Here is a 14,315-nt window from a genome sequence, read left to right as displayed (position 1 = left end):
TCACTTTTGAAGCGCATTACCTGAACCGGGCAACATACGGCGCAGCGTGTTGTCGCCGACGACAACGTGATGCCAGAGCGCAGCCGCGGCATGCAGGCCCGCCAGCAGGATGATCGCCCATGCCACATTGTCATGCAGACCACCCAGGGCGCCCCTCCATTCGTGATCAATCACAACGGGAGCAGGAATGGGGAACAGCCCGAAGAAATTGAACGGCTCGCCTTGAGCCCAGCGAAACATAAAGCCCAGGACGATCTGCGCCAACAGCAACAGGTACAGGCAACCATGCGCCATTTTCGCCAGCAGGTTAAGCGCCCGGGGACTGTCGGACTTTGGATGATGACCCGCAATCAATCGCCAGGCGATCCGCACGATAATCAACAGCGCCATCGCAATGCCGAGCGAGATATGCAGCGATTGCAGGCCTTTGCGCAGCGGCGTGCCCTTCTCCAGGTTTTCCCAGAGATGGGCACTGGCAAACATGAAGATCACCACGGCAGCGGTGAGCCAGTGGAAGATGCGGGTCCAACGGTCGTAGCGGTCGGTCGGTATGTTCATGGGCATTCCCTGATGGTGTGAGTAGTGAACACCGCAGCGGGGAAAGTTATTCGGTGAGGCGCAAAAAAAATAGATGTGCTTCGGCCGTTGCCAAGCGAATACCCGGAAACGAAAAAGCCCCGTAGCTTATTCAGCTACGGGGCTTTTTCTATGTAATGGCGGAGAGATAGGGATTCGAACCCCTTCTTGCATACCAGTAGGCCGCCTCTGGCTAGAGAATACGGCGCTTCAGTCCTTCGCTCATGGCGTCCTGCGGTATATGGCGGTCCTCAATTTGCCCTAATTTTGCCCTAAACCACTCATCACTGCCGCTTCTATTCTGGTTGTTTTCTCGAAAGGATTCGGCCCCATCCCTTCTGATTACTTGCAAGGTGTCTAAAGAGTCCGGGGCGATTCAAGCCTGCGCCCCCCTCGCCTCGCCCCCCCGCCCATAAAAATTTTGACACGCACTGTGATGGCCTTGAGCCATCATGCGTCATACCTACCGTGGTTCAGTGAGTATGTTGAGCCACCGGCGTCATCTAGTGAAAATCACCAGGTGCTAAAATGCGTGACGAAATTCGTCTTTCGGCTATAAAAGCCTGGAGGGATCTTCTATATCAGGCTGTAAATGAACAGGACGTCGAGGACAAGTATTTTGAATTGCTTACGAGAGCCGATGAGATGGAGTATGCCGGCCTTATAACAGAGGAGGAGTGGAGGAAGCTTGTTCGCAAAGCGGGTGAGTTTCTAGCGAGCACAGCTATATGATCTCATTGGGTGGGAGCGCCTCAGAGCGACCCACCTTTGAAAACGACAACCTTCAAAACGGGCTCCATAACCAAGCCCTTCGGCTCGTCCTATCAAGCCTTCCGTTCAACGATCCAGGATAGGGATTCGCCCCCCCCTCTCAATTTGAGGATGTTCTGCCGAATTTAGCCTCATTGGCACGTCTCGTGGAATCTCTGAACGAGTCGTATTAATGTCCTAGGTGTAACTTTGAATTGATCAGCAACGTTCCGAATATTGACTCCCTGATTCAGAAGTAATTTCGCTTCTCTACACTGATCGACATTGAGAGATGGCTGCCTACCTAAATGTTTTCCTCGCGCCCGAGCCGCGGCCATACCCGCTCGAGTACGCTCGCTAATCAAAGAACGCTCAAATTCTGCTAGCGCAGCCATCATGTGAAATACAAGCCTCCCTCCCGAGGAGGAGGTATCTATGTACTCACAGATAGACTTGAAACGGATGTGACGATTCCCCAAATTTTCTAGCAGATGCACCAGATGAACTAGCGACCTGCCTAAACGGTCCAGCCGCCAAACAACCAACATATCCCCCGCGCTCAACCGCCTCAAAGCTTTATCCAAGCCCGGTCTAGCACGGACACTTCCAGAGATCCCACTATCTGTGTAAATCAGCTCACAGCCTGCGCATTTCAAAGCCTGAATCTGTAAGTCAAGGTTCTGTTCGTCGGTTGACACACGAGCGTATCCGATCTTCCGACCAATTACTGTGGATTCCATGAGGATCTCGAATGGAGGAGCGCTCTGGCCGAATGCCTACCGGGTCCCCAAACGGTAGGTAGAAGCTAAAAATAGCTTGCCTTGGTCGAGACGTTCTCCAGATTTGACAAAAAGGGGTCCCTTTAGGTGAGCCTCCTTGCATCCTCCAACTCCCCCTCGTAATGGCTACTTGGCAGCATCATTTTTGATTTTTGCAGCATCCCAGATAGGACCCCTTTTGTCCCGCTATTCCAGCCTCAAAGCACGAGATTCCGCGCGGTAGCTCCGAGTGGAAATTTTCTTTCGACGACGTCATCAGACGAGCTTTTGCACGATCGGTTCCAAGGGGGGAATATGTACGAATCACAGGTTTCGTCAAGCTCATACACGACATGTGCGATTTTAGTAGAAGTAAAAAATTATCATGAACTGAGCGAAGTCTTTGGTCCAAAATTTTCTGACTCCTTAAGAAATAGCGTAATATCGCGCCTGTTAAAATCAGGAGTTCTCCCTGGAGTCACTGCTTATTCAGAGGGTACTTTTGTAATTCGCACATCTGGGTCTCCGATAGATTCAGAAGCATCGCCCCTAGAACTAAAAAAACTTATTGAACTCATACGCTCGCGCATTGAAAGTGAGCCAGTTGACTGTTCAGCAGGCAGGGCCTATCTAAAACTACTCTTCAAAGAATATCCATTCAAAGAAAACAACCTTCTCGAACCATATAACAGCTCAGACACAAGCATTCTAAGTCTAATCACTCAAAAAAACTCTTCATCACAAATAGATATATTAGCGGCTTCATCAATACTGGATGAGCTACGGAGTGGAAATCTCATATTAGCATTCCAGCCAATAGTCATGATAAGCTCACCACAGGATAGTATTATACTTTATAGTGAGGCCTTACTACGAAGGTACTCGCCACAGACGCAAGACATATGCTCTTGGCCAAATGCAATTGAGGCACTCGAGCGCACCGGTTTAATTTCGCGCTTAGATTTTAGTGTAATCTGGTCAATTATATCTTTACTAAAAAGTCACCCAACCCAATACCTTGGCTGTAATGTCTCAGCTTCAACTATGAACCCTGATCACTATTGGAACTCAATAATTGAGTTTTTAGACAAGCATCGAAACATTGCAAAGAGACTTACAATTGAAATCACAGAAACCAGCAACTTCTATGATTTCGACAAATCTTTAATGATAATTTCAGACTTAAAAGCATGCGGAGTCGGAATAGCCATTGATGACTTCGGATCTGGTAACACTCCCATTCATTATCTAGCCAAAATTAGACCCGACATAATAAAAATTGACCGATCTATACTCTTACGCTCTAGAGACCCCCATTACTCACCAGATCTTTTAAGAAATTTCACAAAAGTATGCCATGATTACACTCCATGTGTGGTTATCGAAGGCATTGAAAACACCGAAGAGTTGGCAGCCGCTCAGTACGCCGGGGGGCAATGCATACAAGGATTTCTGATTCAACACCCGGACATAGAACCGGCTTGGCTAAATCCACACCAAGCTGTCGTAAGCGACATTCTCAGTATCGTCTAAAATCTAAATTAGCTGATGGATATAATATTTACGAAGATATTCGGACCGGCAGACTCAGTTCTAATGGAACTGAATCTGCAAAACCAAAATCTGGGCTTGAGCGGGATGAGGAATAACTTATATGATACTCTGCTAGCGACAGTTTAAAACGGCCAATACATAATGTAGGACCTGAAAAACCATGCACCAAATACTTCTCAAAAAACAAGGAGCAACATGCGGTAGATTATTCTACGCACTTTTGCCGATCTGTAATCAATGGAGCAAACTCGCATTATCAATTCTCGTAAATAAAAATTCAAAAATCACCATATACAACTTTATTTCTTCCACTATTTTTCGCCTTATATAGATTCTCATCAGCCAGAGAAAGCCAACACTCAACATTTACTACTCTCGGGTTCCAGGGTGCGACTCCAACACTCAATGTAGTTTTTGCCTCCGGAAAGACAGAGCCTACTCTGCTTGCAAAATTATCACAAACTTGCAACATTCTAGAATTCACTTCTTCAATAGAAACTTTAGTCATCAAGACACAAAACTCATCCCCGCCATATCGACATATTAAATCTACAGCTCGAAGCCTTGCACTTAAAATATCGCCTAAAATACATAGCACCTTGTCGCCAGAAGAATGACCATACATATCATTCACACACTTAAATCTGTCAACATCCAAAATCACCAATACTGACTCACTTATCAGATCATGTCGACCCATACTAGCAAAAACTAGCTCATTCCAATATCTTCTATTAAGCAATCCTGTTAGGGCATCAACATTGCTCAATTCCCTAAGCTTATGTTTACTTTGTTTTAACTCAGAAGCAACCTTATAAAAAGCCAACCCGAGAGTAACTGGATAAACTATTAATACGGGAAGACAGACGAAAATATCTGATTCTGAATTCCCACCATAAGAAAACCCAAAAGAGATCAATGCTGCAAAAGCGCCAAGAACTTTGAAAAGTAAACCACGCAAAAAAAATTTTGCCCCCCCTACAGCAACATTATTCATTGCGACCATCGAAAAAATAAAGACAGATGGAAGTGGCCTAAATTGAATTACAGCGATCCAAAAGCCACAAAATAGAGAATCAAATAAAAAATTTATTTTTTCAAATTTAAAAGGCCGCTTTGAAGAAAGGGCAATTTTCCTAGCCGCGTGCGCCCAAATTAAACTATTTAAAGCGAGTAGTACGAGCAATAGAGGCGACATCTTCGAATAGCTAGTCGAAATGATGACTGCACCACACAGACAAGTCCCCACAATTCGAGGGGCATACATGCGATTTACAAAAGCACAACCTTCAAAAAACTCGTCCTTACTATACAAAGCGCAACTCCAAGTGAAAACAAAAATCAATAAATTTAGATTTCCCCTAAAGCGTCGAATTAAATAATAATTTTCACCCCCCCTTTCCAGAGACATTTTTTTGACGCCAAAAACTCATAGGGACGGAATAAATATACTTCGCAAGATCATTAACAAAACTGACAATTCATAACAAATCTAAAAAAATAACTGAAGCAAATGAAGCTTTGAGCACAGTGAAACGAAATCACTTTATAGTAGTAACCTCCGCCAATTAACACATAAAATAAAACCATGTAGATGTCAACACCCATAAATAATTTTGCTAAATTCCCACACAAAAAGAAAGTGCAATGGACAAAACTACTCACCTTAACCACATTGAAAATCCGTTAACTACATACTTTTTTAAAAGAAAAAATCGAACATTAACCAATAAAAATCAATGCGTAAAGATTTCATTAACTAAGACAGAATGCAAAATACTTGAGTTATTCATAATAGAGCACAGAAGATTCATAACCAACCAAGAACTAATAAAGCACCTTGAGAAAGACTCTGAAAACTACAAGGGTCTCTGCATGTGCTTTAGCAGATTTCAAAAAAAATTTGAAAAATATTCGCATGGAGAAAAATTGTTCCGCGCGGTTAGAAATCGCGGATACTACCTCATACAAAATATAGAGCCACTAATAGAAACTATCGAAAATCAACTAAACTTATAGAACCAAACATAACGAAGAATCACAATAAAAAACAAAAAGCCAAGGAAGGCAAATATATCATTTTCTTTTAAAGAAACCATATATTCACCCTCTCAAGAAAAAGCGAGATTTCAACAAAAACCTCCGACAACCAAAATAATATTATTATTTAGTCACTCCACCGATATTAACTTTCAAACATCTTTCATGCTAAATCACATAGACCTAAAACCTTACCAAGATGAGACCACGACCAACCGTTCTGTTAATTAGGCGCGCAGACTTCTTTCACATAATCCTGGCAGGCCTTCAAAGCAATTAATCCTTGATCACCTGCATCGGTGATACCGATAATTCTTTGAGCATGCGCAGAGTCAAGGTGGGCTCGACGGGCTGCATGAACCACGCCGACGGCGCTGGCGGTGGAAGACACGCTGCAGACACTGGCTGGTTCCTCGGCGAGGAGGACTGACAGCCGAACATCAGAAGTAGCAAGACGATCACGCAGTACAGCCTGAGTGTGTTGAGCATCGGAAAGCTCCTGTATGTGTTTTTGGTCTTGGATGGCAAGCTGATGCTCTGTGGTCATGCGCTTGTCCTGTTCGGCGCGGGCTCGGGTAGCGGCGGCATTGGTGATCGCCGCCAGGTCTGCATGATGGAGTCCGGCTTGCTCTGCAAGCTCTCTGCCCAAACGCCAGGACTGGACCTGCCATGTACCGGCAGCGCTGATAACCATCGCCATCAGTACCGTAACGAGGATCTGCATGGGCGTCATCACGGTACATCCTTAAAAAATATATGACGTCCCAGGTGTAACGTCTGTTTAGCCTTCGCCGCCCAGTCAGGTGGAGAAGGCAAATTATTTGCGTAGTAATGTGTAGCACCGCCAGTAGGATCAGCCACGGTGCCTGCAATCACATCGTCAGCTGCACGCTGAGCCTGGGCAAAATGCGCGGCTGGAATTACCTTGGAGCCACTCATATATGCATAGTTCGGGTCATTCTGATTCCAGCAACTAAACTGCCTGGACTTCAGACACACCCCTGCATACCCCTCCCCCCACCAAGATCTGTCCTTGCCGTCGAACACTCGGTTACGGATGGTCCAGGCCACAGCGAGCTGTCCGTCCAAACCTTCGCCACGAGCTTCCCCCCAAAGTGTAAGCGCCAAGATTTCCCGGTCTTTCTCGGTTGCAGTCATACTTTTCTCCAGACGAAAAAAACCGCACAACGGCGGAAATTAGAATTGAAAACCAACTTAGTAAAGATGGATACACGGTACAAAGCCAAGCTGAATTAGGGTGGGATAACTATTGCGACAAGGAGTTCCCGAACCGTTATTACTTGTCAGCATTTAGAGGAAGCACATTGCTATCATCCACGCCATATTTCGTGCACTGAGACGAGGAATGCGTTAATGGTGTTGAGCCCTCCTAAAACTCCCAATAACCAGGGATGGATTTGGGTCTATAAAAAAATAAGGCAATTTGGATTCTCTCGATTTACAGCTTTTTACAGAGTAACCCTCTATATTTTACGTGGAGATACAGGGACTTTCAGATTAAAAAATGGCTGGACCAAGTTCCGCTTCCGACGTTAGTTGTCTTCAGCAATCTGTAGCGCCTTCAAACTCAGGCAGTGTTTTCAGGTACTCGTATGCCTGCTTGAATGGGTTCTCGCCGTCCATGTCGTAGCGTGTCGTGTAGTACACATACGTCAAAGGGTCGCCGTTAGCCTGGGCGCAGGTCTGAACGCTGAAGGTCATTTCTGCCTTATCCGCACCTAAGGTAGCCACTGCAACAGTGACATAGGCTCCTGTGACCTTTACGTTTTTGTAAATCACATCTAGTGCAAGTGCCATGCTAGTAGCCTCTGGAGGTTTAGATTGCGGCATTGCCGTTCACAGTGAGCCAATCGGTGGCGACGAGGCCTCTCGCATAGACCCATTGAGCTCCACCGGTACAGTCCGAGCAAAACGCCAGCGCCCCAATGTTGCTCGCCGCACTGAGAGCCAGCAGCTGTGCGCGCGTAAAGCTGTTGAAGTACAGCCCTGCACGTAGATGCTGCATGCCGCCGGGGTTGTCGGTTTTTACGAGCTGAGTTATCTCGATCCCTGTCGACGTGACCACATTGCGCTTGCGCACGTTAGCGGGTGTGTCGAAGTCAGTGGCCATGGGCTCGACGTTGGAGACCACACCGGGTTGCGACGATGTCCTGCGAAGAACCACCCCGGTAGAGCTGGCAAATGCAAAAGAGCGAGTCATGGTCAGCGTAAAGTCCGACCCCGAGGAGGCGTCCCCCGTGATCGAAATTTCCCGGCCTGGGCGATCGCCAATGGTTGTACCGCGAGCGAGCCTGGATGGGGTGCCACGGTCATTGACCGCACGAGAAACGAACCCTAAGTTGAATCCGTTAAGCCCCAGAAATTCCCATAGCATCTCGGCGGCATAGGCCTGTGCGGCTGCCACCGGATGGATGCCATCGTCAGTCCCGAAGATGGTGTTCATATCGGCATGCGTGCCCAAGAGGTGATAGCTGTCGAAGTACAGATACGACGCACCTTTGTTGCCGCAAAAGCCCTTCAGGTAGTGCCCGGACCTCATCTTGAATGAGTCGTTTAGGGTTCTCGGTGTCGACCCGATGAACAGCTTGTCGGCATATGGACTAGACGCATCAAGAATACCTATCAGGTAGTTGAACGATGCATCAGCGGTCGCCCCATCCCCGAAGTCGTCGTCCATCTCAAAGGTGATGAGGTCCGGGTTTATGTCAGTCAGTGCCGACTGCCAGATCGATCGCCCCTGTGCGGATGCTGTTGCATCAGCCAACAAAAGGCCTCCACGGTTCATGGTCTGATACAGGTCGAGACCGGACACGGTGGTGTTGCGGGTATGCACAAAGAGTATGCGTACCGAACCGCCAGAAACGGCGGTCAACACGGCAGCAGTAGCCACTGCTTGTGTGTAGGACAAAACGCCAAGACCAGTGACATCGGCGGCAGCGGAGACGGTTGCCACGACGGTACCGCCGACGGAAAGGTTCAGCGTGCCGGCGGAGGGCTCTTTGATGTAGTACACCTTCACCTCAGTAAAGGTTGGCGAAGATCCCGAACGAACCCAAAGCGCTGATGCGCCATCATTAAGACGACTGACGAGCCCAGTAGGCCAATACTGGTACTGGAGGGTTTCAGCAGTTACCAGCGAAGCGTTGTTGAGCGATAGGTCATACCCTCCAGTGGGCGTCCCTTCACCAGAGCCTGTGCCAGCGCTGTTGACGCCACTCATGTTAACCCCGCCCATCCGGCGATCCAGTGATGCGTTGAGCTGAAGCATTTTTGCCCCGGCCAAACTGTCACCTAGAATGACGACCCGCAGATGGGTGATAGCCGATGCGGCCGCAAAAAGCTTGCTGAACACTTTCCTCGGTTTTCGCAGACTCAGCTCAAGGGCCGCACTGACTGTAGTGCCCTTATCGCCGATCAAGCTAGCCCCTTTACCCGGATCGGTAGGGTTAGCAAGTGCTAACTGGATCGCCTGCCCGTCCGCATTCGGGGTATACCAAGCGAATCCCGTGTAAACACGCTCGATACCTTCAGAGGTATTGAAATATCGATCTCCAGCCACTAATGGTTGACCCAAAGGGTTTGTAACAGGGTCAGACGCCAGCGGACCAAAGTTACGTCCTGCGTATTCCTTGGCGACATCAGCATAGGATTTAGCAACATCCGCATATTGGCGCGACGCACTTTCAACCTTATCGAGCAAGTACCGGGTTGGAATGCGCTTTCCTGTATCAAAAGCCGTTCCATTGTCATTGAGATAGATCGCATAGGCGGCTTCATCTTCAGGTGCGACCACCTGAAAAATCTTACCGTTTGCAGTGGCTGCAAGCCCTAATGGAATGGTTCTGTATACACCGTTAGTCAGAGCGAGAACATCGTCAGGGTCGGTTACAACTATATCGCGGACCAGAGGTGCGGAATATCCACCTCGATGAAGTTGCACATCAATTCGGTTGCTACTGGTGTAAAAAAAGACTCGGGCATTCTTATCCGCTAAAAACGGATTACCCAGAGGAACACTCCCCAATGAGTCCAGAAAAAGCGCCGCCCGCGTCTGGGTGCCGCTTACAAACACATCTACCGTTGCACCGGGCAACAGGGCACCGTCCTCAGACCTGGCGGCGAAGAATTGGATGGGCTGCATGGTGGCTCTCTATCAAGTGTTAAAGATGATCGCCGGAGCGAAGTTGAGTTGGCTACGTACACTGCTCCAGGTGTCGTACGCGGCAGCACAGAGGTAATACGTGGTGTCTGGCGTCAGTCCAGTGATCTGCCCCGTACGCGTTACGCCTTGATAGCCAACAGTTCCTGCAGTTGCTGGATCAAAGTCTTCCTCTGTTGAATACACAAACACATAGCCGGCCGCGTCTGGCTCAACACTGGCTGCGCAACTGACGTCCGCAGTGGTGGTGCCAGTAACCGTGGCGGAGGCTCCAGTAACGGGCGCAGGCGCCCTATTCGTGACCAACAACGACACCAACTGTGCCTGGCCTGCAGCATTGCGCTCGATAACCTCCACGCGATAGCTGCGAATAAGCGCGCCGTCCAGTAGCGCATCTTCACGTTGGTACGTGAGCGCCGTGCTGGTGGTAGCCACCTCTCGAAGGAGAGCATTGCTGCCCGCGTGACGGATGCGCACAAAGCGATCCTCGGCCCGAGCACCGCCCATCCAACTCACAGTGAAATACGGCGCCTCAAAGGCACCGACCAGGGCAAGATTCTGCGCAGCATCAGGGGCCACCCGGGCGGGCGATAACGTGATGCTGTAGGCAGTGACATCCGCCAGATCCTCAAGCGCTCGACCAAACACGTTAAAAGAGCGGAACTTGACCCAGACGGTCTTGCCGACCTGGTCGGATGTGTAGCTGTACTTCCAGACCGCATCATCCAACCGCACAAAGGGTGAACCGGCCGAGTGACTGGAGATGGCCGTGCTCAGACGCCCGCGTCGCAGATACCCCAGCTCGTAGCCCCCGACGCCGGTGAGCACCGCGTCGCGGTAACTCAGCAGCTCACCGGCTACCCAGCAAAGCGTGGCGCCACTGTCCGCCTCGGCGGTCGTGGCGGCTGCCAGTTCGGTCGCTGCTGCCAGTTGCACCGACAAGGTGTTGACCGTATCGGGATCGCTTCCAGCGGCCAGCGCCGTCGTCAGTTGCCCCATGCGCGCCCTGCCGTAAATCGTCTCCGCTAACCGGTAGCTGTCTCCATCAGCACTGATCCAGATCTCGCACCCGCCCCAGGCTTCCCCCGTGCCGGCAACACCTCCCCAGATCTGCAACACGCCGGCGGGCAGCAAGCTCTCGGGTGGGTTGAACATGATGGGCGCCAGGACGGGGCCAGGTGAGACGTTCTGATTGCCCTGATAACCACTTTTGCTCTGCACGGGATAGTTGGGGGCGCTGCCGACGCCCAGCAACGCATCCTCGGCCACGATTACCAACTTACCCTGCTCGTCCTCCTCGACCGAAATCAGCCGGACCAGGCGCTGGTGCAGGTTTAATCCTGGCTCAGTGATCGTCACCAGGTCCATGGGTTCAAGGAGCACATGCTGCCAGCCGAGGGAGAACTCATATTCATTGCGCACATACAGCTTGCGCTGCACCAGCAACTGCGCCGCATGGGCACCGATGGCTATATCGCAGATTTCGTACGCTTTGATGGTATCCATTGGCTTGGAGCCGAACTGCTCAATGGCAGCCTGATCAGGCGCACGCACCACGTCAGTGTTGTACTCATGGTCGCGATCGAGGATCTCCAGCGACACTTCGTTGTAGCTGTCGGCCTGGCTCTTGATCTTGAGCGAGACGGGAGGCTCACCGTCCTCAGAAAGAAAATCGTCATCGGTCAGGTCCGCCACTGGAGTGATGTTCGGAAACCACGTCACACCGTTGCCCGTGACAGCCTGGTCACCGTAGGGGATCACCTTGAGTTGACCGGCAGACCACACCAGCTCGCTGTTGGTCAGTTGCAACCAGCGCGCGATGGCCTCATTCGCCGGCGACTGCTCGTCGAGTACCGGACTCAAGAGTAAGTTTTCCGCCAAGCAATAGTTGCGGTAGTTCGACATGTCCGCGACCCATGCGGGGGTAAAACCAATGCCGTCCAACGGATCGAGCAACAGCCCGGGCAGGAAGTCGCCCGGGTTAGCATCCGGTAGGCCAGGTACTTGATAACGCCCGTCCACCTCAAACGTATGATTCTGGACGCCCGCGTTATCGTTGAGCAGGTACCTGCTGGAAAACACGTAGGCCGTATCGGAATAGGCGATGGCCTCAGCCGGGTGGCGAGTCTGAAGAAAACCCCACACAGCCTGATCATGAGTGCCATTGGCGTAGTTCAAGCCTACTTGAGCCAGCGATGTGAACACTTCCTTGTCGCGGAAGACACGGTGAATATTACCCAGCGGTCCACGCCCGACAGCAAGGATCAGCGCCGCATAATAGGTATAGGTCGTGTCTTTTTGAGTAGCGCCGCCCCCACCTTTCCCCCCCGACTTTTTAGTCGTGGTTTTCGCGACCGCTTCAAAATCGCTGTAGTAGATAAGGTTTGGACTGACGCGGTTGCGGCCAGCGATCCAGGCGATCGGCTTGCCACTAGCGCTGCTTTGAATCTGTAGCGCATTGATGCGCGTCGCGCTGGTAGAAATCGTACTACTGCTGCCCCCCATCGCTGACTCCATATCGGTTAAGTGTGTAATAACGCACGGTGTGGCTGGATAGCCGCTCCTCACGCATATCTGCAAACTCGACGCCGATGTCCCGATAGGCGTGAATAATGCGGTGCTCATCGACCACCACCGCGCCGTGGCTGAAGGTGCGGCCGAATTTCCAGACAGCGACATCGCCATGCTGCGGGACATCGATCTGCCGGCCGTACAGCTCCAGCCACCACAGGTAGCGTTCCTCACTGCGGTGCAGGTGCCAGTCCTGGGCGTACGCGCCTGGATCAATCGAGGGAATCAAGCCGGCGGCGTGATACACCTCAATCAGCAACCAGGCGCAGTCGACACCAACACCCAGCAGGTGCTGCCGGTGCTGGTACGGCGTGCACAACCAACGCTCGGCCTGCGCGATCACAGCATCACGCTGCAGCACTTCGAACGGACTCATACCGATGTCTCCGCAACGGGAATGAACGGCATACCCCGGTACCGCGCTCGGTTGCCGAATTTGTTGGTGCAGGCATCCAGCGTCCGTGGGCAACCCGGGTAAATCAGAAACTGATCACCCGCCACTGGCAAGCCTGGCAGCCCGAGGATCATCGTCACGGCGCCATCTGCAGTGAATCTGCGTACGGTTCTTGTCACACCTGCATTGGCACCGTTCACAAACCGAATCACGCCCTGGTCGAACCAGCCCTGAGGGGCGGGCACATTGGAGTTCACACGCAGGGCCGTGCTGCCGTCTTGGACCACACCCACGGTTTCAAACAGGGCGCGATTCACCCCGCAATCGGCGCTGTACACCGTGCGCAGGCACGAGGGCTGATAGACTCCCCGGGGCACCTTGGTATCCAGCAGCTCGATCGGCGACTTCACTGTCACCGTCGCCTGCTCGCGATCAGCAGGATCCACCTCCGCAACCCTACCGATGAAGCGTGTGACCGTACCCACGACCGGCGAGCGCCAATCTGCCATAAACGCTCGGACAAGGTTCAGGGTGGCCCCGTCAAACCCGCCGCCGGCAATGAATGGAAGCAAGGGCTCGCCGAACACGGTGTCGTCCATGCCCGCGGTAAAGGTCACGTTCAACGTGTCGACCTCAATCCCGCGCACCGCACGCACGCCGGTGCGCTTGATCAGAGGCCCGCTGGCCGAATAGTTCTGTCCCGCATAGAAGATCTGCAAACCCGCATCGGTGTAACGCAGCACCTGGCCGCTGGCCAGGGCAATCGTGTACAGATCCGCCATGACGAAACTGCGCGCCGTGGCCAGAAAGGCTTTCAATTCAGGTGTGGCATCGATCATGGTTTGATACTCGTGAACGCGATGTTTTTGAGTTCCCAGATCGCGCGATAAGGCTGAGCTACGTCGAGCGAGTCCGCCTCGAAAGCACAGCGAAAATAGAACGCCCCGCTCCACACCAACGCCGCGTTCATCGGCGGGGCCACCGTAAAGGTGATGCGCCCCAGCTCATCCACAGTGAAGGCTAAAGTGGGAGCACCACTTACAGTCACCACATCCACATTGACGACGCCATAGACCGGTTCCACCCAGTGACCGATTTCCCTGGACAGCTGGAACGTTCGCGTAGTGCCATCACCGGTGCCAAAGCGCTGAAGCGTTACCAGGTGATCGCTACGATCAAAAAATAGGAACTCGCCGAATTGCCCTTTGCGCTGATTAAAGAACTCAACCAGCATCGACCATTCATCCAACCCGGGACGCTTGCGCACGGCGTTGTAACTCAGCTGGAAAGACCACAGCGGCGCCGGGTAGTAAGCTGTTGTACGGCGGCGACCACTGACGGCTTTCTGCACACCAGTACTCCACTCTGGCGCCTTTTTTGAAAGCAACGTTTGCCCAGGCAGGCGTGGCAGAACACCTTCAGCCACCACGCCGACGTCGGGATAACTGGCGATCCAACGCGCCGGCCAAAAAGGTCCTAACGACATCTCGCC

Annotated in this window: 14 protein-coding genes; 3 read left to right on the top strand and 11 right to left on the bottom strand. The window is 51.4% G+C overall.

Features of this window, described 5'->3' with window-relative positions; genetic code table 11:
* The gene (locus AC1Q6I_RS06375; RefSeq protein WP_102625539.1) at positions 1-558 is read right to left on the bottom strand and encodes a cytochrome b; all 558 of its coding nucleotides are present in this window, start codon (positions 556-558) and stop codon (positions 1-3) included.
* 546 nt (positions 559-1,104) lie between these two features.
* On the opposite strand from AC1Q6I_RS06375, the gene AC1Q6I_RS06370 reads away from it, so the two are divergent.
* Entirely contained in the window at positions 1,105-1,308 is a 204-nt protein-coding gene (locus tag AC1Q6I_RS06370) for a hypothetical protein (RefSeq protein ID WP_102625540.1), read from the top strand.
* A 170-nt stretch (positions 1,309-1,478) separates the two neighbouring features.
* On the opposite strand, the gene AC1Q6I_RS06365 is transcribed toward AC1Q6I_RS06370, so the two are convergent.
* Entirely contained in the window at positions 1,479-2,066 is a 588-nt protein-coding gene (locus AC1Q6I_RS06365) for a recombinase family protein (protein WP_102625541.1), read from the bottom strand.
* A 333-nt stretch (positions 2,067-2,399) separates the two neighbouring features.
* On the opposite strand from AC1Q6I_RS06365, the gene AC1Q6I_RS06360 reads away from it, so the two are divergent.
* Complete coding sequence (locus AC1Q6I_RS06360) at positions 2,400-3,617, top strand: EAL domain-containing protein (protein ID WP_102625542.1); 1,218 nt, start codon at positions 2,400-2,402, stop codon at positions 3,615-3,617.
* A 298-nt stretch (positions 3,618-3,915) separates the two neighbouring features.
* Here the strand turns inward: AC1Q6I_RS06360 and AC1Q6I_RS06355 are convergent, their stop codons facing one another.
* Positions 3,916-5,049, bottom strand: coding sequence for a diguanylate cyclase (locus AC1Q6I_RS06355; RefSeq protein ID WP_102642554.1), 1,134 nt, complete (start codon positions 5,047-5,049; stop codon positions 3,916-3,918).
* Positions 5,050-5,285: 236 nt separating this feature from the next.
* On the opposite strand from AC1Q6I_RS06355, the gene AC1Q6I_RS06350 reads away from it, so the two are divergent.
* Positions 5,286-5,657, top strand: a complete 372-nt coding sequence (locus AC1Q6I_RS06350; RefSeq protein ID WP_102642553.1) for a winged helix-turn-helix domain-containing protein — start codon at positions 5,286-5,288, stop codon at positions 5,655-5,657.
* A 244-nt stretch (positions 5,658-5,901) separates the two neighbouring features.
* On the opposite strand, the gene AC1Q6I_RS06345 is transcribed toward AC1Q6I_RS06350, so the two are convergent.
* The 8 genes from AC1Q6I_RS06345 to AC1Q6I_RS06310 form a co-directional block, all read right to left on the bottom strand.
* A complete protein-coding gene (locus AC1Q6I_RS06345; RefSeq protein WP_102624428.1) occupies positions 5,902-6,411 on the bottom strand; it encodes a lysis system i-spanin subunit Rz in 510 nt (169 codons plus the stop codon).
* Entirely contained in the window at positions 6,411-6,836 is a 426-nt protein-coding gene (locus AC1Q6I_RS06340) for a cell wall hydrolase (protein ID WP_102624429.1), read from the bottom strand. Before AC1Q6I_RS06340 ends, AC1Q6I_RS06345 begins: the two co-directional genes overlap by 1 nt.
* Before the next feature lie 405 nt (positions 6,837-7,241).
* Positions 7,242-7,496 carry a hypothetical protein gene (locus AC1Q6I_RS06335; RefSeq protein ID WP_102624431.1) on the bottom strand — a complete coding sequence of 85 codons (255 nt, stop codon included), beginning with the start codon at positions 7,494-7,496 and terminating at the stop codon, positions 7,242-7,244.
* Between the two features lie 19 nt (positions 7,497-7,515).
* Complete coding sequence (locus tag AC1Q6I_RS06330) at positions 7,516-9,840, bottom strand: hypothetical protein (protein WP_102624432.1); 2,325 nt, start codon at positions 9,838-9,840, stop codon at positions 7,516-7,518.
* Between the two features lie 12 nt (positions 9,841-9,852).
* Complete coding sequence (locus AC1Q6I_RS06325) at positions 9,853-12,363, bottom strand: phage tail protein (protein ID WP_158244436.1); 2,511 nt, start codon at positions 12,361-12,363, stop codon at positions 9,853-9,855.
* Positions 12,347-12,805, bottom strand: coding sequence for an NlpC/P60 family protein (locus AC1Q6I_RS06320; RefSeq protein WP_158244437.1), 459 nt, complete (start codon positions 12,803-12,805; stop codon positions 12,347-12,349). The genes AC1Q6I_RS06325 and AC1Q6I_RS06320 overlap by 17 nt, the downstream gene beginning before the upstream one ends.
* The gene (locus AC1Q6I_RS06315; protein WP_102624434.1) at positions 12,802-13,662 is read right to left on the bottom strand and encodes a phage/gene transfer agent baseplate hub protein; all 861 of its coding nucleotides are present in this window, start codon (positions 13,660-13,662) and stop codon (positions 12,802-12,804) included. Before AC1Q6I_RS06315 ends, AC1Q6I_RS06320 begins: the two co-directional genes overlap by 4 nt.
* Complete coding sequence (locus AC1Q6I_RS06310) at positions 13,659-14,309, bottom strand: DUF2460 domain-containing protein (protein WP_102624435.1); 651 nt, start codon at positions 14,307-14,309, stop codon at positions 13,659-13,661. The genes AC1Q6I_RS06315 and AC1Q6I_RS06310 overlap by 4 nt, the downstream gene beginning before the upstream one ends.
* Positions 14,310-14,315 lie beyond the last annotated feature (6 nt).

The organism is Pseudomonas sp. MPR-R2A5, assembly GCF_058793055.1.
This window is presented reverse-complemented; position numbering and strand designations above follow the sequence as displayed.

Coding starts and splice junctions, on each gene's coding strand:
- AC1Q6I_RS06370 (WP_102625540.1), top strand. CDS start 1,105: ATGCGTGACGAAATTCGTCTTTCGGCTATAAAAGCCTGGAGGGATCTT.
- AC1Q6I_RS06320 (WP_158244437.1), bottom strand. CDS start 12,805: ATGAGTCCGTTCGAAGTGCTGCAGCGTGATGCTGTGATCGCGCAGGCC.
- AC1Q6I_RS06310 (WP_102624435.1), bottom strand. CDS start 14,309: ATGTCGTTAGGACCTTTTTGGCCGGCGCGTTGGATCGCCAGTTATCCC.
- AC1Q6I_RS06350 (WP_102642553.1), top strand. CDS start 5,286: ATGGACAAAACTACTCACCTTAACCACATTGAAAATCCGTTAACTACA.
- AC1Q6I_RS06375 (WP_102625539.1), bottom strand. CDS start 558: ATGAACATACCGACCGACCGCTACGACCGTTGGACCCGCATCTTCCAC.
- AC1Q6I_RS06365 (WP_102625541.1), bottom strand. CDS start 2,066: ATGGAATCCACAGTAATTGGTCGGAAGATCGGATACGCTCGTGTGTCA.
- AC1Q6I_RS06360 (WP_102625542.1), top strand. CDS start 2,400: ATGTACGAATCACAGGTTTCGTCAAGCTCATACACGACATGTGCGATT.
- AC1Q6I_RS06315 (WP_102624434.1), bottom strand. CDS start 13,662: ATGATCGATGCCACACCTGAATTGAAAGCCTTTCTGGCCACGGCGCGC.
- AC1Q6I_RS06330 (WP_102624432.1), bottom strand. CDS start 9,840: ATGCAGCCCATCCAATTCTTCGCCGCCAGGTCTGAGGACGGTGCCCTG.
- AC1Q6I_RS06340 (WP_102624429.1), bottom strand. CDS start 6,836: ATGACTGCAACCGAGAAAGACCGGGAAATCTTGGCGCTTACACTTTGG.
- AC1Q6I_RS06325 (WP_158244436.1), bottom strand. CDS start 12,363: ATGGGGGGCAGCAGTAGTACGATTTCTACCAGCGCGACGCGCATCAAT.
- AC1Q6I_RS06355 (WP_102642554.1), bottom strand. CDS start 5,049: ATGTCTCTGGAAAGGGGGGGTGAAAATTATTATTTAATTCGACGCTTT.
- AC1Q6I_RS06345 (WP_102624428.1), bottom strand. CDS start 6,411: ATGACGCCCATGCAGATCCTCGTTACGGTACTGATGGCGATGGTTATC.
- AC1Q6I_RS06335 (WP_102624431.1), bottom strand. CDS start 7,496: ATGGCACTTGCACTAGATGTGATTTACAAAAACGTAAAGGTCACAGGA.